The organism is Sulfitobacter sp. M05 (assembly GCF_029285175.1).
In the GTDB taxonomy this organism is placed as follows: domain Bacteria; phylum Pseudomonadota; class Alphaproteobacteria; order Rhodobacterales; family Rhodobacteraceae; genus Sulfitobacter.
This window is the reverse complement of record NZ_JABEDH010000002.1, coordinates 162,635-186,313: the sequence shown is the minus strand read 5'-3', so window position 1 is coordinate 186,313 and position 23,679 is coordinate 162,635. Positions and strand designations below refer to the sequence as shown.

20 protein-coding genes are annotated in these 23,679 nt (G+C 58.0%); 11 read left to right on the top strand and 9 right to left on the bottom strand.

Annotated features, from left to right (window positions below):
• Nucleotides 1-12: 12 nt before the first annotated feature.
• Nucleotides 13-969 carry a TMAO reductase system periplasmic protein TorT gene (gene torT / locus HKX44_RS09075; RefSeq protein ID WP_276151012.1) on the top strand — a complete coding sequence of 319 codons (957 nt, stop codon included), beginning with the start codon at nt 13-15 and terminating at the stop codon, nt 967-969.
• A 479-nt stretch (nt 970-1,448) separates the two neighbouring features.
• Here the strand turns inward: torT and HKX44_RS09070 are convergent, their stop codons facing one another.
• Nucleotides 1,449-2,060 (bottom strand): TetR/AcrR family transcriptional regulator, encoded by a 612-nt coding sequence (locus HKX44_RS09070; RefSeq protein WP_276151011.1) that lies wholly within the window; start codon nt 2,058-2,060, stop codon nt 1,449-1,451.
• 176 nt (nt 2,061-2,236) lie between these two features.
• Here HKX44_RS09070 and HKX44_RS09065 point away from each other — a divergent pair, with 176 nt between their 5' ends.
• Entirely contained in the window at nt 2,237-5,464 is a 3,228-nt protein-coding gene (locus tag HKX44_RS09065; RefSeq protein WP_276151010.1) for a carboxyl transferase domain-containing protein, read from the top strand.
• 37 nt (nt 5,465-5,501) lie between these two features.
• On the opposite strand, the gene HKX44_RS09060 is transcribed toward HKX44_RS09065, so the two are convergent.
• Nucleotides 5,502-6,269, bottom strand: a complete 768-nt coding sequence (locus HKX44_RS09060) for a DeoR/GlpR family DNA-binding transcription regulator (RefSeq protein ID WP_276151009.1) — start codon at nt 6,267-6,269, stop codon at nt 5,502-5,504.
• Between the two features lie 165 nt (nt 6,270-6,434).
• Between HKX44_RS09060 and HKX44_RS09055 the strand changes: the two genes are divergently transcribed.
• Genes HKX44_RS09055 through HKX44_RS09030 form a run of 6 tightly spaced genes read left to right on the top strand, consistent with a single transcriptional unit; the run spans nt 6,435 to nt 12,208 of the window.
• Nucleotides 6,435-7,403 (top strand): ABC transporter substrate-binding protein, encoded by a 969-nt coding sequence (locus tag HKX44_RS09055; RefSeq protein WP_276151008.1) that lies wholly within the window; start codon nt 6,435-6,437, stop codon nt 7,401-7,403.
• Nucleotides 7,403-9,106, top strand: coding sequence for an iron ABC transporter permease (locus tag HKX44_RS09050; protein ID WP_276151007.1), 1,704 nt, complete (start codon nt 7,403-7,405; stop codon nt 9,104-9,106). Before HKX44_RS09055 ends, HKX44_RS09050 begins: the two co-directional genes overlap by 1 nt.
• Nucleotides 9,094-10,137 carry an ABC transporter ATP-binding protein gene (locus tag HKX44_RS09045; protein WP_276151006.1) on the top strand — a complete coding sequence of 348 codons (1,044 nt, stop codon included), beginning with the start codon at nt 9,094-9,096 and terminating at the stop codon, nt 10,135-10,137. The genes HKX44_RS09050 and HKX44_RS09045 overlap by 13 nt, the downstream gene beginning before the upstream one ends.
• Before the next feature lie 51 nt (nt 10,138-10,188).
• Entirely contained in the window at nt 10,189-11,205 is a 1,017-nt protein-coding gene (locus HKX44_RS09040; RefSeq protein ID WP_276151005.1) for an MBL fold metallo-hydrolase, read from the top strand.
• Nucleotides 11,202-11,747: a histidine phosphatase family protein gene (locus tag HKX44_RS09035; protein WP_276151004.1), complete on the top strand. Its 546-nt coding sequence runs from the start codon at nt 11,202-11,204 to the stop codon at nt 11,745-11,747. Before HKX44_RS09040 ends, HKX44_RS09035 begins: the two co-directional genes overlap by 4 nt.
• The gene (locus HKX44_RS09030) at nt 11,744-12,208 is read left to right on the top strand and encodes an HAD family acid phosphatase (protein WP_276151003.1); all 465 of its coding nucleotides are present in this window, start codon (nt 11,744-11,746) and stop codon (nt 12,206-12,208) included. The genes HKX44_RS09035 and HKX44_RS09030 overlap by 4 nt, the downstream gene beginning before the upstream one ends.
• Before the next feature lie 19 nt (nt 12,209-12,227).
• On the opposite strand, the gene HKX44_RS09025 is transcribed toward HKX44_RS09030, so the two are convergent.
• The 7 genes from HKX44_RS09025 to HKX44_RS08995 form a co-directional block, all read right to left on the bottom strand.
• Nucleotides 12,228-13,367: an ABC transporter permease gene (locus HKX44_RS09025; protein WP_276151002.1), complete on the bottom strand. Its 1,140-nt coding sequence runs from the start codon at nt 13,365-13,367 to the stop codon at nt 12,228-12,230.
• Entirely contained in the window at nt 13,364-14,596 is a 1,233-nt protein-coding gene (locus HKX44_RS09020) for an ABC transporter permease (RefSeq protein WP_276151001.1), read from the bottom strand. The genes HKX44_RS09025 and HKX44_RS09020 overlap by 4 nt, the downstream gene beginning before the upstream one ends.
• Nucleotides 14,562-15,560, bottom strand: a complete 999-nt coding sequence (locus HKX44_RS09015) for an efflux RND transporter periplasmic adaptor subunit (RefSeq protein WP_276151000.1) — start codon at nt 15,558-15,560, stop codon at nt 14,562-14,564. The genes HKX44_RS09020 and HKX44_RS09015 overlap by 35 nt, the downstream gene beginning before the upstream one ends.
• Before the next feature lie 215 nt (nt 15,561-15,775).
• The gene (locus tag HKX44_RS09010; protein WP_276150999.1) at nt 15,776-16,819 is read right to left on the bottom strand and encodes an NADP-dependent oxidoreductase; all 1,044 of its coding nucleotides are present in this window, start codon (nt 16,817-16,819) and stop codon (nt 15,776-15,778) included.
• Nucleotides 16,820-16,915: 96 nt separating this feature from the next.
• A complete protein-coding gene (locus HKX44_RS09005) occupies nt 16,916-17,332 on the bottom strand; it encodes an organic hydroperoxide resistance protein (protein WP_276150998.1) in 417 nt (138 codons plus the stop codon).
• 53 nt (nt 17,333-17,385) lie between these two features.
• Entirely contained in the window at nt 17,386-17,976 is a 591-nt protein-coding gene (locus HKX44_RS09000) for a TetR/AcrR family transcriptional regulator (protein WP_276150997.1), read from the bottom strand.
• A gap of 196 nt (nt 17,977-18,172) precedes the next feature.
• Nucleotides 18,173-20,095: a DUF4214 domain-containing protein gene (locus tag HKX44_RS08995; protein ID WP_276150996.1), complete on the bottom strand. Its 1,923-nt coding sequence runs from the start codon at nt 20,093-20,095 to the stop codon at nt 18,173-18,175.
• A gap of 196 nt (nt 20,096-20,291) precedes the next feature.
• Between HKX44_RS08995 and aspS the strand changes: the two genes are divergently transcribed.
• The 3 genes from aspS to HKX44_RS20000 all read left to right on the top strand — a co-directional run bounded on the left by aspS (nt 20,292) and on the right by HKX44_RS20000 (nt 23,677).
• The gene (gene aspS / locus HKX44_RS08990) at nt 20,292-22,142 is read left to right on the top strand and encodes an aspartate--tRNA ligase (protein ID WP_276150995.1); all 1,851 of its coding nucleotides are present in this window, start codon (nt 20,292-20,294) and stop codon (nt 22,140-22,142) included.
• Nucleotides 22,143-22,295: 153 nt separating this feature from the next.
• Nucleotides 22,296-23,225, top strand: coding sequence for a DUF1800 family protein (locus tag HKX44_RS08985; protein WP_346348179.1), 930 nt, complete (start codon nt 22,296-22,298; stop codon nt 23,223-23,225).
• Complete coding sequence (locus tag HKX44_RS20000) at nt 23,144-23,677, top strand: DUF1800 family protein (RefSeq protein WP_346348178.1); 534 nt, start codon at nt 23,144-23,146, stop codon at nt 23,675-23,677. Before HKX44_RS08985 ends, HKX44_RS20000 begins: the two co-directional genes overlap by 82 nt.
• Nucleotides 23,678-23,679: the final 2 nt, after the last annotated feature.

Here is a 23,679-nt window from a genome sequence, read left to right as displayed (position 1 = left end):
GGGGTGGTCTTTGTGGGTACAATCATCGGATTCGGAGTAGCTCTTTCGCTCTTGCTTACGGCTGCTTCTGCCGGAACAAGGCCGCTTTTTTGCGTGCTGGTCCCGCACTTCAAAGATGAATATTGGCTCAGCGTCAGCTTTGGTTTGGAACAAGAAGCCGCGCGTCAGAGCGTAGAACTTTTGTTCTTCGAAGCGGGGGGCTACAGCGCCAGAGTTACGCAGATTGACCAGATCAATACTTGTGTAGAACGGGGTGCCGACGCGATCCTCATAGGGGCAGTCACGTCCGATCATCCAAGCCTATTGACTGCTATTGCACAGGTGGAGCAGACTGTACCTGTTTTCGGGTTGGTCAATGAATTATACGCTCCGACCTTAAGCGGCCGCATCGGCGTCAGTTGGAGAGGCATGGGATATCTCCTGGGCCAGCACCTGAGTCTTTTGCATCCGGCAGAGACACCGCCAAAAACCGTCGTTTTTCTGACCGGCCCCGCCGAAGCAGGCTGGACCGGGCCGCTCGAAACGGGGTTGCGCGACGGCCTCAGGGCAAGTTCAGTCAAGATTTTAGAGGTTTTCCGAGCCGATACCGGCCTTCGGGCGCAGTTGGACCTTGTCGAAACGGCCCTCGCGCGTCACCCGAACGTTGACTACCTAATTGGTGATGCTCCTGCGATCGAGGCCGCATTCGGTCTGTTCAATACGCAAACCTACCTGACCCAGCCGCTGCTGCTGTCGACCTATGTGAATCACTCTGTCCTGCGTGGCTTACAAAATGGCCAGGTTGTCGCGGCATCTTTCGACGATCCTGTGCAACAAGGTGTGTTGGCAATCCAACAGGCTGTTTCTGTCAATCCATCTATCTTCGAGGGTCGGATTTTTGGGCCAGATATCGCGTTGCTGACCCATACCGATAGGAGTTTCGACCACATCCGTATTTCGCCTGCCGATTATTTTCCGGCAATTCAATAACGCATGTCGGAAACCGATTTATCAACAGACTCTACATGCGCTACTTTGCCGAAAGGTGGCAAATGGGCTCTTTACCGCCTTCCTGCGTCGCGGTCGCCATCCTTTGAGATGAGATCTGGATGGAGTATCTCGTCTGACTGATATCGGCACGGTGTCACATCGGGGCTATAGCAAGGCATTAAATGTGACACCGTACGTGCAAGGGCTTTCTGCGGGGGCTCTAGGCGGTTGTGTCCCGCACGCAGCAGATCATCGCATAGTGCGCGGCGAACGGACATCGTTTTGGCGGAGACGCAACTGCCAGACACCGCAGCGATGGTAGGTTCTGACGGTTGGTCCTCCCGCTGCCACAGAGATGTTTAAGCGTCCGGCTTGTAAGCTGAAGCATTTCGTACCCCCGATGCCCTGAGAGCGCGCAGCGTGACAGGGTATTGGGGATTCTATTTTAAGGTCGGGAGAAATAGATTAACCATCTGTTTTCAGGTGTTATTGAGATAACCATAGAGAGTTTCACGCGCGATTTCGCGGGCAATATCCTCGGGTTTTTGCGGGCCGTTTGGGTTGTACCAGATGCCCACCCAGTTCACGGCACCCAGTATCACCAGACTTGACAGTTTGGGGTCAAGGTCGGCCCGCAAGGAACCGTCCTTCACGCCGTTGGCAAGCAAGTCCCGCATGATGGTATCAAGCCGGTCGCGGACAGCCCGAATGATACGCTGTTTCCCTGCCATGATCATCGGGCGGGTATAGATCCATAGGAACTGCATGTCGGGCTGCGTCATGGTAACGATATAGGCCTGAAGCCCGGCATCCAGCTTTTGGGCGGCAGTACCTTCAGGGGCTGTTGCGGCCTCGACGGCAGCAACCAAGCGGTCCATTCCGACTTCATAACACTGCATGAGCAGGTCGTTCTTGCTTGCGACGTAATTGTAGAGTGCGGCTTTGGTCACGCCAATGTCGCTTGCGATTGCATCAAGCGGGACGTTTTCGAAACCTTGGCTGCCAAATCGGGCCGCGGCACAGCGGATGATTTCGCGGCGTTTGAGGTCGCGCAGCTGTGATTTGGTCGGGAAACCAGAGACATCTTCCATCCTCTGACTATCGGACGCGTGTAAATTTCAGTCAATAGTGTCAAAAATGTGGCGTTGACGAATGGAATGCGAGAACGGTAGCGTCAGGATAATTTGGTAACCGTCGGTTACCAGACCGTCGTTTGGTCACCACTTTAGGCATCAAACGGGAAACGGGATGCTTGGGAGGGCTACCGATGATCGGGAAACTGTTGATCGCCAACCGTGGCGAGATTGCGATACGTATCGCGCGCAGTGCTGCGGGGATGGGGATCAAGACTGTTGCGGTCCACACCGTCGATGACGCAACTTCCTTGCATATAAAACACGCCGACGAGGTGCGCATGCTGCCTCTGGGCGGGGTTGCGGGATACTTGGATGCCACCGCGCTGATTGCGATAGCGTTGGAAAGCGGCTGCAACGCGGTGCATCCTGGATACGGTTTCCTGAGCGAGAGGGCAGATTTTGCGCAGGCCTGCGCTGACGCGGGGCTGGTATTCGTTGGGCCTGAGGCCGGGACGCTGCGGATGCAGGGCGACAAGGTTTCTGCGCGGGCGCTGGCGGAACGAGCGGGTGTTCCGGTGCTGCGCGGTTCCGATCCATTTGCGTCGGTATCAGATGCTGTGGCGTATTTTGACGCCCAAAAAGGCACCCCGTTGATGATCAAGGCGGTTAACGGCGGTGGCGGGCGGGGCATGCGTGTTGTCCGCCAGCGGGCCGAGATTGAGGCGGCATTCTCTCAAGCCACAACCGAAGCGGAAACCGCCTTTGGTGACGGGGCCCTCTATGCCGAGCAGCTTCTTGAGGGCGCGCGCCATATCGAGGTGCAGATTGTCGGGGATGGCAGTGATGTGACCCACCTGTGGGAACGTGATTGCTCGATGCAGCGCCGCCATCAAAAGGTGATCGAACTGGCGCCGGCACCGTTTTTGCCTGATGTGTCTCGTGCCGGTCTGCTGGATGCGGCAATCGCCATCGGGCGCGCCTGCCAGTATCGTGGCCTTGGTACAGTAGAGTTCCTGCTTGAGGCCAGTGGTGCGTTCCATTTCATCGAGGCCAATCCGCGCATTCAGGTCGAACATACCATTACCGAAGAAATCACCGGTCTTGATCTGGTGGAAATCCAGCTGGCGATTGCTTCGGGTGCGCGGCTTGCTGATGTTGGATTACAGGGTCCGCCGCCGGTCCCTGTCGGGTATGGTTTGCAGACCCGTATCAACACCGAGCGGCTGGAGAGCGATACCAGCTTTACCCCTACGGGAGGGCGGTTGACGGGCTATGCACCGCCCAGTGGTCCGGGGGTGCGGATCGACGGTTATGCCTATCCCGGCTACAGCACAAACCCGAATTTTGATCCGATGCTGGCCAAGCTGGTGGTGCATGAAAAATCCGGCGATCTGGGCCGGTTGTTTGCCAAAGCGGAGCGGGCGCTGTCGGAATTCCAGATTGCCGGTGTCGAAACCAACATCAACTTTTTACGTGGGCTTTTGTGCTTGCCGGTTGTCGCAGATTGGCGGGTTGATGTGCGTACGCTGGACACACAGATCACCGACCTGCTGAAAGCCAAAACCGGGCGGGAACGGTTCTTCAATGTGCAGGCCGAGGATGCTGGCAGTGCAATGGATTTGCCCGCTGGCACCGAAGCACTGCGCGCACCGATGCAGGCCATGATCCGAGAAATGCATGTCGAGGTTGGGGCTTGCATCGCGAAAGGACAGGCCATTGCCGTGGTCGAGGCCATGAAGATGCAGCATACAATGTTTGCCGAAGCTGGCGGAGTAGTGACAGATATTTTTGTTGGTGCTGGGGATACCGTTGCTTTGGGCGCGCCGGTTTTGACCTTTACGCCGGATGATAGGCTGGCCGAGATCTCGACTGAGGAGGCGTTGCCTGATCCGGATCATATCCGCGATGACCTTATGGCGCTGCGCGCGCGGGTGGCGCGGACGCTGGATGAAAACCGGCCCAAGGCCGTGGCGCGCCGTCGCGACAGGGATCAACGCACAACCCGCGAGATCATCGACGCCCTGTGTGTGGGCGGGGATTTCCACGAATACGGTCAGCTTGTGCTGGCCGGACAGCGCCGCAAACTGGGGCTGGAGGCGCTGATTGATGCCTCACCCGCTGACGGGATCGTTACCGGTGTCGGTTCGGTGAATGCTGGCCATTTCCCCGAGACACGTTCGCAGGTCGCCCTTTTGGCATATGATTCGACGGTGATGGCGGGAACGCAGGGGTTCTTTGGCCATCTCAAGACCGACAGGATGTTGGAAGTCGCCCGCGCGCAGGGGTTGGCATCTATTTTCTTTACGGAAGGTGGTGGCGGGCGCCCAAACGATGACGATTTCGCGCAGACCGTGCAGTCGGGGCTTAAGGTGACGACATTTGCGGAATTTGCGCGGTTGCGCGGTTGGGGCCCCAAAATTACCGTGAATTCGGGGTTTTGTTTTGCTGGGAACGCGGCGATTTTCGGCGCGGGTGATATCCGCATTGCGACGCGTAACAGCTGGATCGGTCTGGCCGGTCCCGCGATGATCGAAGCGGGTGGCATCGGCAGCTATCATCCCAAGGACATCGGACCGGCCTTGATGCATGCCAAGAACGGGCTGGTCGATGTTCTGGCACAGGATGACGATGAGGCCATCAGCGCAACGCGAAAGGTCTTGTCATATTTCCAAGGTGATAGTGCGGCCTGGGAAGCATCCGACCAGCGGCTTTTGCGCCATGTGGTTCCGGAGAACCGCAAGAAGGCATATTGCATTCGACCGGTGATCGAAGCCTTAGGGGATGTCGACAGCTTTATGGAACTGGGTGGACATCATGCGTTGGGCATGATCACCGGGTTTTTGCGCATAGAGGGGTGCCCCATGGGGGTGATGTCAAACAACCCCCAGCATCTTGGCGGTGCTTTGGATGCGGCGGCCTCGGCCAAGGGCGCGCGTTTTCTGACCCTTTGTGCAAAGTTCGATCTGCCGGTTTTGTCGCTCTGTGACACACCGGGGTTCATGGTGGGGCCCGAAAGCGAGGAACAGGGCGCGGTTGCTGCCGCTTGTGATCTGATTTCGGCAGGGGCAAACCTGACGGCCCCGATGTTCTTTGTCTGTCTGCGCAAGGCCTATGGCATCGGGGCGCAAGCGATGGCGGCGGGCAGTCTGGGCGAACCGGCGTTTGCGATTGCATGGCCGACAGGAGAATTCGGACCGATGGGACTGGAGGGGGCTGTGCAGCTTGGATATCGCAAGGAGCTGGAAGCGGAAACCGATCCGGTGGTCCGCGAAACCTTGTACAATCGTTTGGTTTCAGGGCTTTATGAACGTGGCGGGGCAATGAGTGTTGCGTCGACCCATGAAATAGACGCGGTGATTGATCCGGCTGAAACACGCGGCTGGATCGCCAAGGGACTGCGGATGTGCGTGCGCGGCTGAATTGTGTGCGGGTTGTGTATGGTTTGGCTGGTCTCTGTCAGACCTGAATGATCCGGCAGGCATTTTTGGCGCAGTTTCGCATAACATCCGCCGCGAGTTCGGCACTGGTTACGACAATATCGTACTGCCACAGGTGCACATGCTGGCAGGCCAGATCAAGGTTCGCCTTGCCGCTGTCGACAACCAAAATTGTTGTCTTGGCGCAATTCGAAATGGCCTTGCGGGCGGTAACCTCATCTGAATTATAGTCCATCACCGCGCCAGATGGCGACAGGCCGCCGCAGCTAAAGACCGCATAGTCCACGCGGTATTTCATAAAGAATTCAAGAGCGGCGGCGCCGATTAGGTCGAGGTCGCGCATACGCACAGCGCCGCCGGCCATTTCGACTGTGACCCCCGCAGCGTTTTGCAGGGCGCAGACTGCGTGAAGGCTGTTTGAGGCGACGAACAGGTTTTCGTGAGAAGCCAGAAGGCGCGCGCAATTCTCGACCGTGGTGCCGGTGCCAAGGGCGACCCGCGCGCCCGTCGGAATCAGGTTTTTAACAGCGAGGGCGATCCGTTGTTTTTCCTGACGCGCGATGCTTTCGCGGGGCAGGTAACCGATGTTTTCGCTTTGCTGGCGCAGGCGGACCTTGCCATTTCGCCGCAGCACCAATGCGGCATCATCCAATTCGCGAAGATCGGCCCGGATAGTTTGGACAGAGACCGAAAGACGGCCCGACAACTCAGCAGCGGACAGGGCGTCGTTCTGGGACAATAGCGTGATGATGCTGTCGCGTCGTTGGGTTAGGTCCGTCCGCCTCATGATTTTCCTTCGAAAACAACCTTGGGTTAAGTCGAGGTTAGGGTGTGGTCCGAAATACCGCAATATATTATTATTGTTACTTTTTTGTCATGAATCTGTTGCGAAAGGGGAGAATAAGGCAGCCGTGAACAGCTTTCGTACGAAAGCAAATTTCAGGAGAGCCCCATGAAAAACTTCCTTACCACAACAGCCTTTGCGCTTTTGGCCAGCACCGCAATGGCGGATACGATTACGCTATATACCTCGCAACCCAATGCGGATGCGCAAAAGACCGTTGATGCATTTATCTCCGCCAATCCGGGCACCGAAGTCGAGTGGGTTCGTGACGGCACAACCAAGCTGATGGCACGGCTGCGCGCCGAAATCGAAGCTGGCAACCCACAGCCGGATGTTCTGTTGATTGCCGATACCGTGACCTTGGAAGGGATGGCCCAAGACGGCCTTTTGACCGCCTACAAATCCCCCGAGGCCGCGCGGTATGACAGCGCGCTTTACTCTGCCGAAGGGTATTACCATTCGACCAAGCTGATCACGACCGGCATCGTTTACAACACTGGTATCGAAAACGCTCCTGCGTCATGGGGTGATCTGACCGACGCGGCGGTCAAAGGGCAAATCGCCATGCCATCCCCGTTGTACTCTGGTGCGGCGTTGATCCATCTGGCAACGCTGACAGGCGCAGATAGCCTTGGCTGGGGGTACTACGAGAAGCTGGCGGAAAATGATGCGCGGGCGCAGGGTGGCAACGGTGGCACCTTCAAGGCAGTCGCGTCAGGCGAAAAGCCCTATGGTATGGTTGTCGACTTCCTTGCCATTCGCAACAAGGCGCAAGGTTCCCCGATCGAATTCGTGTTCCCGAAAGAAGGCGTGTCTTATGTGACAGAGCCGGTGGCGATTATGTCCTCTGCCAAGAATGTGGAAGGGGCGCAGAAATTCGTCGACTTCTTGCTGAGCGAGGCAGGTCAGGATCTGGTGCTTGATATGGGATATATCCCGGCACGTGACGGCATGGGGGTGCCCGAAGGTTTCCCCGCGCGCGCAGATATCAAGCTGATGGATTTCGATCCTGCTGTCGCGCTTGAGAATGCGGATGCAAACAAAGCGAAATTTTCAGAGCTGTTTGGCGCTGAGTAATGAGTTTCGCGATGCAAAAAGGGGGCAGCCGGTCAGAGGGTCGGCTGCTTGGTGCTATTCTGGTGGTTGCGATCTGTTTGACGTTGGCACCGGTGCTGCGCCTGTTTGTCGAGGGGTTTGCGGATCAGGGGGCAATCGGCCTGACGCTTGCCTCCGAAGTGTTGTCCCAACCCGCGACCTTGACGGCGCTCAAGCATTCATTGGTTACGGCAGGGCTTGGGACGGTGGTGTCTCTGGTGCTGGGGGCGGCGTTTGCCTTTCTGGTGGCGCTGACAGATTTGCGGGCCAAAGGGGCCTTGGTGTTCTGTTTGATGATCCCGATGATGATCCCGCCCCAGATCACCGCGCTTTCGTGGACCCAGATCATGGGGCCGTCGTCGGTGCTTTTGAAAACATTGGGGATTGCGCCGCCGCTTGGGACGCCGCAACCTCTATATTCGGCAGAGGGGATCATCCTTTTGCTGGGTATTCAGCACATGTCGATCATTTTTCTGACCCTGCGTGCCGGATTGCGTTCAATCCCGCAGGATGTGGTCGAGGCCGCGCGGATCAGTGGCGCACGGGGATTGCGGACATGGTGGCAGGTGGTGATGCCGCTGACCCTGCCGAGCCTTGCCGCCGGCATCGCGATCACGTTTGTTACGGCGCTTGGTAATTTTGGCATCCCTGCGATGCTTGGTATTCCGGCAGGGTATGTGACGTTGCCGACGCTGGTTTATCAAAAGCTTGCAGGATTGGGCACCAGCGTGCTTGCCGAAGTCTCGGTTCTGGCCATGTTGATCGGTGTTGTGGCGGTTGTCGGCATTCTGGTGCAGCGGTTTTTCCAGACCCGGCAAAAAGTGTTTCTGGTTGGCGCGACGTCGCGTCCGTTGGCAATCCCTTTGGGGGCTGTACGGTTGCCGGTGGAAATCCTGCTTTGGGCGGTTGTCTGTGTGATCCTTGTATTGCCGATGTTCGGTTTGCTGGCGACGTCGCTGGTGCCGGCCTACGGCGTGCCGCTGCGTGTGGACACGGTGACGTTGACCTCGTGGTGGGAGGTTCTGTTTCGCCAACCGGTGACAACACGGGCCTTCGCAAATTCCTTTGGCCTCGCGTTTGGGGCGGCCTTTGTACTGGTGGTCCTTTGTCTGCCGCTGGCATGGCTGATGGAGCGAAATCCAACGCGACTTTCTCGGGTGTTCGATAGCCTGCTGGACCTGCCCTATGCTCTGCCCGGTGTTGTTTTGTCGATTGCGATGATCCTGTTGTTGATCAACCTGCCGTTCACCGAAGCGACGCTGTACGGTACGATCTGGATCATTTTCCTGGCCTATCTGGCGCGGTTTTTTGCGGTGATGTTCCGGCCCGTTCAGGCCAGCCTGAAACAGCTTGACCCGGCAATGGGCGAGGCCGCCCAATCGGTTGGGGCCAGCCTATTCCAGCGGTTGCGTGACGTGATCGTACCCTTGTCTGCCCCTGCCGCAGCGGCGGGCGGAATTCTTGTTTTTCTGACGGCGTTCAACGAGTTAACGGTATCGGCCCTGCTGTGGTCATCGGGGACAGAGACTCTGGGTGTCGTCATTTTCAATCTGGATGACAGCGGTGAAACCGCAATGGCCAGCGCATTGGCGATGACCATCGTTCTGGTGGTCATGGTGTTGATGATCGCTGTTCAGCTGTTGTCGCGTCGATTCCCGAAAGGAGTAGTTCCATGGCAAACATAGCCTTATCATCCGTCGGCAAAACGTTTTCGGGTGCGCCCGCGTTGCAAGACATCACCACATGTTTCGAGGATGGCGAGTTCATCGCGCTGCTGGGGCCGTCGGGGTGTGGAAAAACCACGCTGTTGCGGCTGTTGGCAGGGTTCGAGATGCCAAGCGCCGGTGAAATCCGCATCGGTGATCGGCAGCTTGCAAACGGGGATACCGGCATGATGGTGCCGTCGGAAGACCGCAATATGGGGTTTGTGTTTCAGTCCTACGCGCTTTGGCCGCATATGACTGTCCGGCGCAACGTGTCCTACCCGCTGGAAATTCGCCGATTTTCCAAGGCAGAGATTGCTGCTCAGACCGACGTGGCGCTAGAGGCGACGGGGCTTTCGGCCTATGCCGACCGGATGCCGTCAGAGTTGTCCGGTGGTCAGAGGCAACGGGTCGCGCTGGCACGTTGTCTGGTCTCTGATCCGGATGCGGTGTTGTTGGACGAACCGCTGGCCAACCTTGACGTTGCGTTGCGGGCGACGTTGCAAACGGTGTTTACCGATTTTCACAAACGCACCCGTGCAACGATGGTCTATGTCACCCATGATCAGGCTGAAGCCATGGCAATGGCGGATCGGATTGCGGTGATGGACCGTGGACAGATTCAGCAATTCGACACACCGCAAAACCTGTACGAGCGCCCAAAGAACCGTTTCGTCGCCGAGTTTGTAGGCCGCGGTACGGTTGTGCCGGTGCGCAGTGTTGAGACCTCGGATGTGGCCGCACACGGTCATGTGTTGGGGGCACGGGTGGAGGTTCAGAGCAATCATGAAAGGCCTAGTCACGTTTGTCTACGCCCCGAAAACCTGACCATCACCGAGACCGGCGATCTGCGCGCGCGCGTTGCACGGGTCACCTATCTGGGTGGGAAATACCTGCTGGAAACGGTGGCGGAGTGCGGCACCCGATTGATGGCAGAGACGCGGGCAAAATTCGATGTCGGGATGCAGCTTGGCCTGACGATAACCACCCCATGGGCGTTCTACGAGGAATAAATGCAAAGTGTAAGAGTACTCTCCGGTATCGGAGACAAGGGGCCTGCGTGCATGCAATTGAACACAGGCAATCGGCGTTGGTTACTGGACTGCGGCTTTGGTCCAGAGGCTCATGCCCAGTTCAATCCTGCATGGCTGGAGGGTGTCGACGCGGTCTTTATCACCCATGATCACATTGATCACATTGGTGGTGCGTCCCATGTGGTCGAAGCCGGATCGCCGATCTATGCAACGGCACGTACTGCTAAGGCATTGCCGCCGGCGGCTGTGGTCCGGCTGTTGCCCGAGCAGGGCGAAACGGTGATTGACGGGGTGCGCTTAAACACGGGACGCAACGGCCACGCCATGGGTGGTGTCTGGATGCATTTCGCCATTGGTGATGGATTGTTCTATTCCGGTGACTGGTCCGAGGAATCAGACTGGTTCCCTTTCGACGTCCCTCCGCCAGCGGCGACGGCTATTCTGGATTGCTCCTATCACCTTGACGATGTGCCCCAGACCGCCCGCTTTGCCGCGCTGGACAAGTTGATAGACGGGCTTGACGGGCAGGTGTTGCTGCCGGTGCCTCCTTCCGGGCGCGCGGGGGAGATGGCTCTGCATTTGATCCGTCGTTTCGGATCGGCCAGTGTCATGCTTGACCCGGAATGCCAGACCACTTTGCGGGCGGCATTGGCCAGTCCGGGGCTTGGCGTGCAGGTTCAGGAAATTGCACCGCTGCTGGAGCGCAGCCCGATGGAACATGCGCGTTTTCTGATCTGTGACACACCAAATGCGGATGGTGGTGCCGCTTGGGGGTATGTGCGGGCATGGCATGAAAGCGGACGGTTGGGCCATGATGCGCATGTCGTCTTTACCGGTCATATGACGGCCCACGCCCGTGGCATTTGCAGCGTGCCGGGGGGGTATTTTCAGCGCTGGAATGTCCACCCGCCGCTGCGGGACCAGATCAAGATGTTAAAGCGCCTTGGCGCGAAACGATTTGCCCCTGCCTTTTGCACTCAGCCGGAGGATTACCTTATCGAGGATCTGGGCGTAGAGGTTTTTATGCATGATCCGGTGCGCCTGTGACGGAGTGTTTTTTTCCAGCCAGAGATTTCTGCCTGATCCGCCATGGTGAAACCACCGCCAATGCGAACCAGATTATTGCAGGGGTGACGGATGTGCCGCTAAGCCCGCTGGGGCGCAGGCAGGCGCAGGCATTGGCGGATCAGGCGTGGCCTGACAGGATTGCGGTGTTTGCCAGCCCGATGGCCCGGGCTCAGGATACCTGCAAGTTGGCGTTTCCGGGGCGTGGCTTTGTCCTGAACGACGGGCTGAGGGAACGCAATTGGGGCGTGTTCGAGGGGTGCCCGATCGGGGTTCAACCACCGCGCAAGGACACGCCGGAAGGTGGCGAAAGCTGGCCTGCGATGTTGGCGCGTGTGCAGCAAGCCATATGCGAAATCTGTTCCGCAAGTGAGGATGCCCTGCCGGTTCTTGTCTGTCATTCCGGCATCATCCGCGTGGCGCGTGTGCTTTGGGGGAAGGGCTGTGTCGGGGACAGGCCACCGAATGCCACACCGATCCTATTCGAGAAACACGGCCATCACTTCGAGGAAAAGCAACTATGACTGTAACTGATCTGACACCCTGTGTCGTTTTTGATGTGGATGGCACATTGGCGGAATTTGACGCGCAACGGCTTGGACATCTTGTGCATGGGGTGGAAAAGCACTGGGATGAGTTTCACGCGGCAATGGCCACGGCCCCCCTGATCGAACCGGTTGCAAAGCTGTTGCGGCGGTTGAAAGAAAGCGGTGAGACGATTGTGATCTGTTCGGGTCGGCCAAGAGGGTGGGCTGCGCATACAATTGCGTGGTTGCGCATGCATGACCTGCCGTTCGACGGGGTGTACCTGCGTGCTGCTGACCAAGACGAAGCCAGCGATCCGGAAGTCAAACGCCGCGCCTTGGCTGAGATGCAGGCGGATGGGTTGGCACCGTGGTTGGTTGTGGATGATCGTAATTCGGTTGTCGAAGCATGGCGCGCAGAGGGGCTGGTGTGTCTGCAATGCGCACCGGGGGATTTTTGAACCCGGTGCCCAGGGGGCGCTATGGTTGCGGGTGTCTTTCCAGCCGCGTCTTGGTGAACGGGTAGATCGCAAAGGCCAACGCAGTATACCCGAAGGCCAGGATGATCTGGTGCTCCACGGCACCGATGATGTCTTGCGGTGCGGCGCCCATCTGGTTGACCGCGACAAAAGCGGAAATGGCGGTCGAGGAAGGCACCAGCATTGCGATATTCCGCAGTTGATCGGGAATTGCCTCGGCGGGCCATGCGATGCCAGATAGGAAGAACAGCGGTAGCCCCATCACCACCAAAAAGAACACCACGCCTTCGCGTGAGGGTATCAGCAAGGCGATGGCAAAACCCATGGCCGCGCAGGCACATAGGAACGGCAGGGCAATCAGCATCAGCGTGCCAAAATCCCCTGTGCGCGGGATGCCGTAGAACACCGGCAACATCAGCTGGGTAAAGACAACCCATCCCAGATAGAGCGTGATGTAGGCAATTGGTGTGGCCCACATGCGCATTCCAGTGGGCAGCCGGCGCCCTGCATGTAGCAGCCCGATGCCCATCATCAGGGTCTGTTGCAGGATCAGAACAAAGGAGGCGGGCACGATATAGCTGGCATAGCCGCCCTGTGGGTTGAACACGGGAATATTGGTCACTTTGACCGGGGACAGGGCCGCGCGGGCCTGTCCGGCGTCCATACCGGTTGCGGTTAGACGGTCAAAGTTGACTTCGGTGCCCATGGCACGGGCGACGCTGGTGACCGCGCCCATGATATTGGAGTAGACCAACAGGTAGCTGCCATCGCCGTAGGCCGCGATGGGGGACGGCACGCCGGCAGACAGATCGCGCTCAAAACCGGCAGGGATAATCACGATGCCATAGACATCACGGCGGAAGAACGCATCGCGGGCGGCGGCCATATTGGGCACTGTTGTGGCAATGGTGACTTGATCGGTGGCGTCGATCCGGCGCAAGAACTTGCGGCTTTCGGTCGAGTTGTCCTGATCAATCACGGCGACAGGCACATCGCGCACAACCTCACCGACGAAGGGCTGCGGATAAAGCGCGCTATAGATTAGGATGCCGGCAATCATCGTCATGCGCGCGCTGGAATCTCCCAACAGGTGACGGTAGGCGAGGGCAAGCGCGCTTGTGAACCGGTGCAGGGCAATCATAGGTCCACCTCTGATGTTGTGGCAGCAAGGCGTGCGGCCTTGCGCAGGGTGATCCATAAGAGGGTGGCGAAGACAACCAAGAGCGCAAAAAGAATGGCCATCGTTGGCAGGGAATATTCCAGCGGGGCACCGCGCAGGGTCTGATCCGTACGCAGCTCTAGATAAGGTGTCAGCGGAATAACCGCGCCCCATGCCTGCGAAAATTCGGTCATGCCGAAGCGTGGAAAGCTGACTCCGGCAAAGCCGAAAGCGGGGGCGACAATCACTGCCATCATGCCCAACGCACCGGTCGTATCCTGCGCAATCATTGCAATAAGGGCACCCAGTGCCTGACAGGCCAGAATAAACAGCAACCCGTTCAGGAAAAACACCGGCACATTGCCGCGAAAATCTGCGCCGAAGACGGTGAACAGCAGCACGTCACCGAACAAAAGAACCAGCGTACCCAGAACGGTATAGGGCAACAGCTTGCCGATGATTGCGTTGGTTGGTGTCTTTGCAAGGCGCATCAGGCGGGACATGCCGCCAGTCGAATGACGTTCACGCGAGAAGGACAAAACCGCAGCGGCGCAGATAAAAATCTGCATCACTGTCGGAACGATCGCCGACAAAAGGAACTGGATGTAGTCCAGCGAGGGGTTGAACAACGGGCTTTGCTGCACCGGGATCGGGGTGATCAGGTCCATCGCACGATCTGTGCCGATGCCCCGCGTTTCAAGCAGCCGCAGCGATGCCCCGGCCGCGAATGTAGACACAGAGGTGGCCATGCTGCGGGCGGCGGTTCCGCCAGATTGCAGGAACTGGCTGTTGGAAAAAATCACAACCTCGGGGCTTTGGCCAAGTTGCAGATTGCGTTCCAAATCCTGCGGGATCACCAGAATTGCATAGGCTTCGCGCGCGACAAGGGCCTGTCGCGCTTCGCTGAGATTTGGCACCTGTTGGGCCACGGCCACGTCAGAGGCGGCATCGACCATGCGCACCACCTGCCGCGACAGGGTTGTGCCATCAAGATCCACCACCGCCACCGGCAGTTCGCGCGGCAGACCCGGAGCAAAGACCGCCGCAAGCGCCAGAAAGATGATCATCGGCATTGGTGCCAGCATAAAGGCCAACGCAGGGCGCGTCGCAATCTGGCGCAATTCGCGGCCCAATATGCGGCGCAGGCCGGGGGGAGGCTGGCGGTCACGCACTGGATTAATCGGCGTTGCGGTTGGTGGTGGACCAGTCAACCAGCGCACTCATGCCCGGGCGCAACCCGACGATAGGCTCGACAGGTTGCGCACGGACGGAAAACGTACGCAGATCAAAATCGCCGGTCGCCTTGGTCGCGCGCCAGTTGGCATAGCTGCCTTCCACGTTGATGGCAGTAATCCGCGCGGGGATTGCGGCGTGGTCCTGTCCGAGTGCGGGAACACGGATTTCCAGCGGCTGGCCGATTTCCAGCCCCTGCAAAAGGTCTTCGCGCAGATTGAACGTGAACCATGCGTGATCCACGTCAACGATGGAAATCAACGGCGCGCCGGCGCTGAACAATTTGCCGACTTCGGCAGTGCGGGTGGTGACCTGACCGTCAATCGGGGAGGTGACTGTCAATTCATCGACATTGGCCTGAAGCTGGGCCAGATTTGCCTCTGCTTGTGTGACCTGTGCTGTGGCGACGGCCTTTTGCTCTGCGCTGGTGCCATTGCGTGCCTGATCCAGATTTGCCTGCGCTGCGGCCTGTGCCTGAACCGCGGCGTCCAGCGTGTTGGTGGCCCGGTCAAAGTTGGCTTGTGACACAACCGAATCCGCACGCAGTTTATTGATACGGTCAAAGTTACTTTGCGCCAGTTCGACATCGGCAACGGCCTTGGCCAGCTGGGCCTCGGCGGCGGCGATTGTTTCGGGGCGGGTGGAAAACGCCAGATCGCGGTTGGCTTGGGCCACACCGACACCGGCCTGCGCAGCAGAGAGCTGTGCCAGAAGTTGCGGGCTGTGCAGCTGAACAACGACATCGCCGGCGCGAATGCGGTCACCAAAGCTGACAGGGGTTTGTGCCACCCGCGCCGTGACCTGAGCTGAAAGGTCGATACGTGTCGCCTCTACCTCGCCCTGTACCAGGTAGGTTGTGGGTTGGCGTAGGGTCCAGATCAGCAGAGCGGCAACCGCCAAGACGGCCAGCACGGCCAGAATTGCGTTTCTAGTTGTCTTCATGGCGGGCGACCTCGGGCATGGCTGGTGGAACGGGAATGAAATCACGGTTCTTTGGATAAACGTGAGATACCGTGGTATTGAATAACTGATGCGGGATGCGCAAGGTGATGTGATGTCGCGTCACGCCCGAAATTTCCGGACGTGACCAGACAACCCGGGACCGGACGGCAGGTATTTCGTCCGTTTCAGCCCTAAGGTTGCTATTTCTCATGGGCTTAGGATTTTGCCAGTTGGCCGACGCGGATCACACGTTTGCCAAAGTTTTCACCCTTCAGCAAACCAATGAAGGCTTGAGGGGCATTCTCAAGGCCGTCGATGATCTCTTCGCGGTATTTGATTTTGCCGCTTTCGATCCATGCGCCCATTTCCTTTGCAAACTCTGGATAGAGATGTCCGAAATCGTCAAAGATAATGAAGCCTTGGACCTTTACTTTTTTGCGCAGGATCTGCCCCATCAGCCAGTTCATCCGGTCCGGCCCATCTGGCAGGCTTGTCGCGTTGTACTGTGATATCAAACCACAAACCGGCATCCGTGCGTTCGGGTTCAGCAGGGGGATCACCGCGTCTAGCACCTTGCCGCCGACATTCTCGAAGTAGACGTCGATGCCGTCAGGGCTGGCCTTGGCCAACTGGTCCGCGAAATCGGCGCTCTTGTGATCAATACAGGCGTCAAAGCCCAGCTCGTTCACCGCATAGGCGCATTTTTCCGCCCCCCCGGCCACACCGACAACGCGACATCCCAACAGTTTGCCGATTTGCCCAACAGTGGCACCAACCGGACCGGTTGCCGCAGCGACGACAATTGTTTCGCCTTTTTTCGGGGCACCGATCTGCATCAGACCAGCCCAAGCGGTAAAGCCCGGCATCCCCATGATGCCAAGCGCCCAAGACAGATGATCAGGTGATTGCGACAGCTTGGTCACGCCGGTGCCATCGGACAGGGCGTAGTCCTGCCAGCCGCTAAAGCTGAGGACCCAGTCACCGGCTGTAAACCCGTCGATGTTCGACGTGACAACCTGCGCCACTGTGCCGCCTTCCATCACCCCGTTGATTTCAACCGGTGCGGCATAGGAGGGGGCGTCGCTCATCCGGCCGCGCATGTAAGGATCAAGCGAAAGATACTCGACCCGCAGCAGCATCTGTCCGTCTCCGGCGGCGGGAACGTCACTTTTCAGCAGTTTCAGGGTGTCTTTGGTTGGTTCGCCTTTGGGGCGCTCGGCCAGCACCAGCTGCCGATTAATGTCGTTGGTCTGTGTCATTTGCGTCTTCTTTTGTGATGCCGTTTCAAGACCGGATGCGTACCATCGAGGCGGCATCGCGGTCTTGGCGTTATTGCAAGGGCCGGGCGCTGGGCCCTAGCTTGCGTCGGTTTTGATGTGCAGACGCACGTCGATGTTGCCGCGCGTGGCGTTAGAATAGGGGCAAACCTGATGGGTTGCTTCGACCAGCCGCTGTGCGTCGTCAGTATCCATGCCCGGCAGGTAAGCAGTAATGTCGAGGTCAAGCCCATAGCCGCCTTCGGCGCGCTGACCGATGCCAACTTCGACTGAGGTTTTGGCACCAGTGGCGTCAATCTTCAGCTGCTTTGCCGTCAGATCCATCGCGCTGTCAAAACAAGCGGCATAGCCAAGTGCGAACAGTTGTTCGGGGTTTACACCCGCATCTTTGCTGTCGGGGCGAACCATCTGAACAGAGTGGCTGCCATCATTCAGGGCAGAGGTGCCTGAGCGTCCACCAGTTGCCGTTGCTGCGGTTTTGTAAAAAATTTTCATCGGTTTTTCCTTTATTAGACCAGTCGTCTTGTGAGTTTGTTAACGTGTTTATGTTATGGGGCGGGGACAAGCGCCTCTGTTGATTTCATCGCAGCCTCAAGTGCGGCGTCACTGCGCGAGAGGCTGGCAACAAGGCTGGCCCCCAGCCACATGTGATAGATCGTTGCCGCGGTGGCGGCGGGCTTTTCAAGAGCCCCGATAGAGCTGTCCGCAATTCCCTGTTCAAGAGTTTCCGCCAGACGCGCGACAATGTCGGTCACACCGTTGCGTAAAATCCTGCTCATGTCTTCTGACAGGTCCGCGACCTCGGCAGAGAGTTTGACCACCAGACAGCGGTCCTCGGGGTTGTTGCTGAGTTGCTTGCAGCTCCAGTCCCGGAAATAGGTCAGGAACTTGTCGCGGCCATTCAGCTGCGGATTGTACAGGGAAGTTCGCAGGCGTTCTTTGTATTCGCGAATGAAGTCTTCTAGAACGGCGCAACCATAGGCCTCTTTCGATGGGAAATAGTGATAGAATGATCCCTTCGGCACGCCTGCTTGCTTCAACAGTTCGCTCAGGCCAACGCCGGTATAGCCCTGCTGCGCTGTGAGGCGGCGACCAACCGTCAGAATATGGCCGCGTGTATCTTGTCCTTGCTTGTTCATACCCGTGATATAGGTCGCACTAGACCAGTCGTCTAGTGGGCGCGCTGATTTTTCTGCGATGCGGCGATATGTTGATCTGTCGCTTAGAACGTATGCGATGGGAAATGCCGCAAAACGCAAAAGCGGCGGGGCACCGGAGTGTCAGCGGGCAATTCCCTGCCCGCTGTTGTTGGTCTTGATCCGGCTTGAAGCCCGGTTAGACCGCGAAGGGATCGTCGGCCACGCCCACCAGCTGCATCACCATTTCGCCACTGTCATCTGCCAAAGCCGCAGCATAGTCCGCGTCGATACGTTCGATCGCCGACTGGACAGAGGTGTCGGACCCGCGCACGAACAATTGCATCGCAGCAGAGGCATCGTTCACATCGGACAGGCCTTTGATCACACCGAAATAGGTGCCAAGGTCGGTTTTCGTGGACAGATAAGACCGGTCGGACAGTTGCAGATCAATGTCAGTCTGTGAGGCACCTGCGTCCAGATCAACCTTGGCCCCTTTCAGCACCTCAAGGATAAAGGCACCACGGCCAATATTGCCGCTGTCCAGTTGCCCTTGCCAAAAGGCCAGCCCGTCCACATCGGGACTGCGGCCCAAGACGTTCTGATAAACCTGAGAGGCGAATTCGAGGTTGCTGATATCCGGCGCATAGGTGGCACGGGTTTCATCCTGATCGAGAAACAGGTTCGCGATCTCTTCCAGCGAGGTGCCATTGGCAAACGCCGAGCCCCAGAAGTTCAGGCCAGCCGCATCAGGCGCGCGGTTGAAATAGGCGACGTAGAGTTCAACAAAAGTATTGATCTGATCGGCATCCAGCCCTGCGATGGCTTGAAACTGGCTTAGGTTGATGACGCCGTCGGCAAAGACCGACGCGCCACTGCCAAAGGACAGGGTTTCGATGCCGGTCAATAGATCGGTGCCTTCGCCGTCGGCGGAACGGTCTTGCACGGTGACGCTGCCGTCACTGGAAAACTGCAAGGTGAACTGTCCCAAACCGTTCAGGAAGTTTGCAACATCGCTGTCACCCTCGCCGCCGTTAATCTGGTCATTACCGCTGCCGCCGCGCAGCATATCATTGCCTGCGCCGCCAAAGAGGTTGTCAGCGTCGCCGCCGCCCAGCAGGCTGTCGTCACCTTCGAACCCGAAAAGCACATCGGCCCCGCTGCCGCCGTCAAAGCTGTCTGCCAGTTTTGACAGATAGAACCAATCGCCTTCGTCTGACCCTGAAACATCGCCTTGCGGGCTGACGATGAAAGTGGGGTCGGAATTGCGTGATCCGAAAATCAAGGTATCCAGTGCGTTGCCTAGGCCCGGGAGGGCCGAGACAAGCGCGTTGATTAATCCCTGAATCTGCGCAGTGGCCTGTGATTCTATATCTGTGGGATTGCTGGTGCCCTGTGTCGTTACCCGTGTCCCGATCTCTTGCAGTGCCTGTAGTGCTTGCGCGCTGGCGGCTTCTGCGGCATCGGTGGCAGCTGCAATCGCTGCGGGGTCGATGCCGTCGTTGGCCAGCTGGTTTAACAGACCGTCGCGGTTGCCAAGGAAGGACATGATGGCATTGCCAGCCGCTTCGCCCAGCAAGCTGAAGAATTCGGCCAAGGTGGTGCCGCTAAAGCCGGCGCTGCCTGATGACCAGACTCCGGTGTCCGGATCGACCGTAAAGGTAGGCGAGGCGAAAAGACCGTTGTCTTCGTTCCACAGCAATTCTGAAATCCGCGTCTCGGCATCGGCAAAGGCGTTTTCGATCCCTTCGATGCCGCCGCCGTCGGGGTCGAGGGCATCGCGCAGCAGCGTTTCCGCAGAATAGGGGGCCATCAGGGCCCGCACCTCGTTAAGCGGTTGTGTGATCTGTGAAAAATCGCCTGCCGACCATGCTTCGAGTAGCGCGCGCCCCTCAGCGTCCAGCTCGGCGGATAAGGTGGGGTCGTTCAGGATCATCGAGAACACTGAACGGTCAATTGACGTCAGCGCGGTTTCGGCGGCATCAACCAGCGCAAGGTAATCACCGACTGTCCAGTTCAATACGTCATCAGCCGAGGTTGGTACGGTCAGATTGCCGTAAGAGCCGATTGTGCCAAAGGTGGCGAAAGCCCGCGCTAGCGCGTCGGAAAAGTCCTGTTCCATGAGTAACGTCCAATTGGTTTTGTTTGAATACGCGAAAGGTATACGACAACATTCATTGATGTGAAGTGTCTTGTGACATAGCGGCGCGGATCATGCGCCGGATCAGCGCGTGCAGGGTGCGTTGTGCTGCCCTTGACTTTTGCGCTGTCAAAAGGTGTATCTGCGCCAACAAATCCAGCCCTCGAAAGGGACCGTCATGCACGCCTACCGCAGCCATACTTGCGCCGATCTTAACATCTCAAACAAAGGTGACGCTGTGCGCCTGTCCGGCTGGGTGCATCGCGTGCGCGATCACGGTGGTATCCTGTTTATCGACCTGCGTGACCACTACGGGATGACGCAGGTTCTGTGTGACCCTGATAGCCCAGCATTCAAGGACATGGAAAAGATCCGGTCCGAATGGTGTATCCGCATTGACGGTGAAGTGAAGGCGCGCGCCGCTGATCTGATCAACACAAAAATCCCGACCGGCGAGATCGAGGTTTTTGTCCGTGAGGTCGAAGTCTTGGGTTCTGCCGCGGAATTGCCGCTGATGGTGTTCGGCGAACAGGAATACCCAGAGGAAACCCGTCTGCGCTATCGTTACCTTGATCTGCGCCGCGAGAAGATGCAGCAAAACATGGTGCTGCGTTCCGATGTGGTTTCCTCGATCCGTAAACGTATGTGGGACAAGGAGTTCAAAGAATTTCAGACCCCGATCATCACGGCGTCCTCGCCGGAAGGGGCCCGCGACTTTTTGGTGCCGTCGCGCCAGCATCCGGGCAAGTTCTATGCTTTGCCGCAGGCCCCTCAGCAATTCAAACAGCTGTTGATGGTTTCGGGTTTCGACAAATATTTCCAGATCGCGCCTTGTTTCCGTGATGAAGACCCGCGTGCGGACCGGTCCCCGACAGATTTTTACCAGCTTGACCTTGAGATGTCCTTTGTCACCCAGCAGGACGTGTTCGACACGATCCAGCCAGTGATCGGTGGCATCTTTGAAGAGTTCGGCGGCGGTCGCAAAGTAGATGAAACATGGGAACAGATTTCCTATAAAGATGCGGCCCTTTGGTACGGTACCGATAAACCAGACCTGCGTAACCCGATCAAAATGCAGGTTGTCAGCGAACATTTCGCGGGTTCCGGCTTTGCAATCTTTGCCAAGCTGTTGGAGCAGGAAGGCACCGAAGTGCGCGCCATTCCGGCACCCACGGGGGGCGGGCGCAAGTTCTGTGACCGGATGAACGTATTTGCCCAAAAAGAAGGCCTGCCCGGCATGGGCTATATCTTCTGGCGTGAAAAAACAGCGGATGCCGTGGCGCAGGAACTGGGCATCACAGTGAAAGAAGCGCAGGCCAAGCTGAAATCAGGCGAGGTTGAAGGCGGCATGGAAGCGGCAGGACCGTTGGCCAAAAACATCGGACCAGAGCGTACCGAGGCAATCCGCCAGCAGTTGGGCCTGGGCATCGGTGATGCGGCGTTTTTCCTTGGCGGCAAGCCGAAAGCCTTTGAAGCGGTTGCAGGCCGCGCCCGGACTGTCATCGGTGACGAACTGGGTCTGACCGATCAAAACCGCTTTGCCTTTGCGTGGATCGTCGACTTCCCGATCTACGAAAAAGACGAGGAAACCGGCAAGATCGACTTTGAACACAACCCCTTCTCCATGCCGCAGGGCGGGATGGAAGCGCTTCAGGGCGATCCGCTTAAGGTATTGGGCTATCAGTATGATTTGGCCTGTAACGGTTACGAGCTGGTGTCGGGTGCGATCCGGAACCACAAGCCCGAGATCATGTTCAAAGCCTTTGAAATTGCCGGTTACGGTAAGGACGAAGTTGAGAAGCGGTTTGGCGGTATGGTTAACGCCTTTCAATATGGTGCCCCGCCGCACGGTGGCTGTGCCGCAGGTATTGACCGGATTGTGATGCTGTTGGCGGATGAACAGAACATCCGCGAGGTGATCCTGTTCCCGATGAACCAGCGTGCCGAAGACCTGATGATGAACGCGCCAAACGATCCTTCTTCGGATCAGTTGATGGAGCTGGGTCTGCGGGTCATTCCGCAGGAATAACGACACAAAATCAGGGGCTGGGGCCGTGGTGTGCGGCCCCTTTTCCTATTCGGTCCGGGCATTGCGTAAAATTGTCGTAAATCGCCGGATGAAATTTCGCGCAATTGTCGCTAGGCTCCCCGCAATGAAACCTGCATTGCACACGTCTTTCCGGTGAATTTCGACCCTGTCCTTGCCGAACACCGCTTTGGCTATGGTCGATCCGCGCGCATTGCAGCGCCTGAAAACGTCGCTGATATATTGGCAGAGCTGCGTGGCACGGATCAGGCCAGAAACGCGTTTCCGATCCCGCCATTTCATGTGTTGCAAGATGCTTTGGCGCTTAGAAACCGGTTCAACAGCTATGCCCGAAAGAACCCTGACACGGCAGCGGGGGTGGATGCCCGAAAAAAGGCCCGCCGGATTTTACGCGACATGCGCCGGGATCACAGCCAATGGTTTGTTCAGACGCAATTGCGCCGCATCAGTGCCCGTCACGGATTTCGGGAACGGTTAACAGCGTTCTGGGCCGATCATTTCACCGCGTTGGGTGGTGGTGGGCTGTTGCGGTTTGCCAGCCCGCTTTATGTCGAGGAAGCTGTGCGCCCCAATATCACGGGGGATTTTGGCAGCTTGCTGACTGCTTGTGTCTCTCATCCGTTGATGTTGCACTATCTTGATCAAAACACATCCGTTGGCCCCAACAGCCGCGCAGCACGGCGGCGTGGGCGGCAAGGTGGGGTGAACGAAAACCTGGCCCGCGAAGTGTTGGAGCTGCACACATTGGGGGTCGATGGGCCGTATACCCAAACAGATGTACGCGAGTTGGCCAAGCTGTTTACCGGTCTGGGGGCCACGCGCCACTACGGGTTTAAATTCCGCCCGGCCATGGTCGAACCGGGGCCGGAAACGGTTTTGGGCCAGACCTATGGCGACGCGGGGGGGCTGGCCACGATCCATGCGGCCTTACGGGATTTGCACGCCACCCCGCGACTGCCGCCCATATCGCGCGAAAACTGGCGGTGCATTTTGTCAGCGATGTCCCCCCTGACGATCTGGTGGGGCACATCACTGCCGCCTATCTGCGCAATGAGGGCGATTTGATGGCCTGTTATGCTGCGCTGTTGGAACACCCGCAAGCGTGGCAGCCGACCTGCACAAACATGCGCCCGCCGGACGAATTTGTCAGCGCCGCTTTGCGCGGCCTTGGGGTTACCGCCGAAAAACTTCAGCAGATGGAGTGGCGACAAATTCGCGAGGTTTTCTTTCAGCCTTTGCAACTGATGGGGCAGGGGTGGTTTGCTCCCTCCGGCCCTGATGGATTTCCTGAGGGGGATGATGATTGGGCCACACCGCAAGGCATTTCGGCGCGGTTGGATTGGGCGGTGAGCGCGCCGGCGCAACTGATGGATGATTTGCCGGACCCGCGTGAACTTGTGCATACCGTCTTGGACGGGCGGGTGACGGATGCAGTAGATTTTGCGGCCAATGCGGCAGAAACCCGCGCGGTTGCTGTCGGGCTGATCTTTGCCGCGCCAGCATTTCAACGGCGATAGGA

Excerpts from the sequence above, each read along its gene's own strand:
- HKX44_RS09070 (WP_276151011.1), bottom strand. The coding sequence starts at position 2,060 with ATGGAAGATGTCTCTGGTTTCCCGACCAAATCACAGCTGCGCGACCTC.
- HKX44_RS09065 (WP_276151010.1), top strand. The coding sequence starts at position 2,237 with ATGATCGGGAAACTGTTGATCGCCAACCGTGGCGAGATTGCGATACGT.
- HKX44_RS09060 (WP_276151009.1), bottom strand. The coding sequence starts at position 6,269 with ATGAGGCGGACGGACCTAACCCAACGACGCGACAGCATCATCACGCTA.
- HKX44_RS09055 (WP_276151008.1), top strand. The coding sequence starts at position 6,435 with ATGAAAAACTTCCTTACCACAACAGCCTTTGCGCTTTTGGCCAGCACC.
- HKX44_RS09050 (WP_276151007.1), top strand. The coding sequence starts at position 7,403 with ATGAGTTTCGCGATGCAAAAAGGGGGCAGCCGGTCAGAGGGTCGGCTG.
- HKX44_RS09045 (WP_276151006.1), top strand. The coding sequence starts at position 9,094 with ATGGCAAACATAGCCTTATCATCCGTCGGCAAAACGTTTTCGGGTGCG.
- HKX44_RS09040 (WP_276151005.1), top strand. The coding sequence starts at position 10,189 with ATGCAATTGAACACAGGCAATCGGCGTTGGTTACTGGACTGCGGCTTT.
- HKX44_RS09030 (WP_276151003.1), top strand. The coding sequence starts at position 11,744 with ATGACTGTAACTGATCTGACACCCTGTGTCGTTTTTGATGTGGATGGC.
- HKX44_RS09025 (WP_276151002.1), bottom strand. The coding sequence starts at position 13,367 with ATGATTGCCCTGCACCGGTTCACAAGCGCGCTTGCCCTCGCCTACCGT.
- HKX44_RS09015 (WP_276151000.1), bottom strand. The coding sequence starts at position 15,560 with ATGAAGACAACTAGAAACGCAATTCTGGCCGTGCTGGCCGTCTTGGCG.
- HKX44_RS09010 (WP_276150999.1), bottom strand. The coding sequence starts at position 16,819 with ATGACACAGACCAACGACATTAATCGGCAGCTGGTGCTGGCCGAGCGC.
- HKX44_RS09005 (WP_276150998.1), bottom strand. The coding sequence starts at position 17,332 with ATGAAAATTTTTTACAAAACCGCAGCAACGGCAACTGGTGGACGCTCA.
- HKX44_RS09000 (WP_276150997.1), bottom strand. The coding sequence starts at position 17,976 with ATGAACAAGCAAGGACAAGATACACGCGGCCATATTCTGACGGTTGGT.
- HKX44_RS08995 (WP_276150996.1), bottom strand. The coding sequence starts at position 20,095 with ATGGAACAGGACTTTTCCGACGCGCTAGCGCGGGCTTTCGCCACCTTT.
- aspS (WP_276150995.1), top strand. The coding sequence starts at position 20,292 with ATGCACGCCTACCGCAGCCATACTTGCGCCGATCTTAACATCTCAAAC.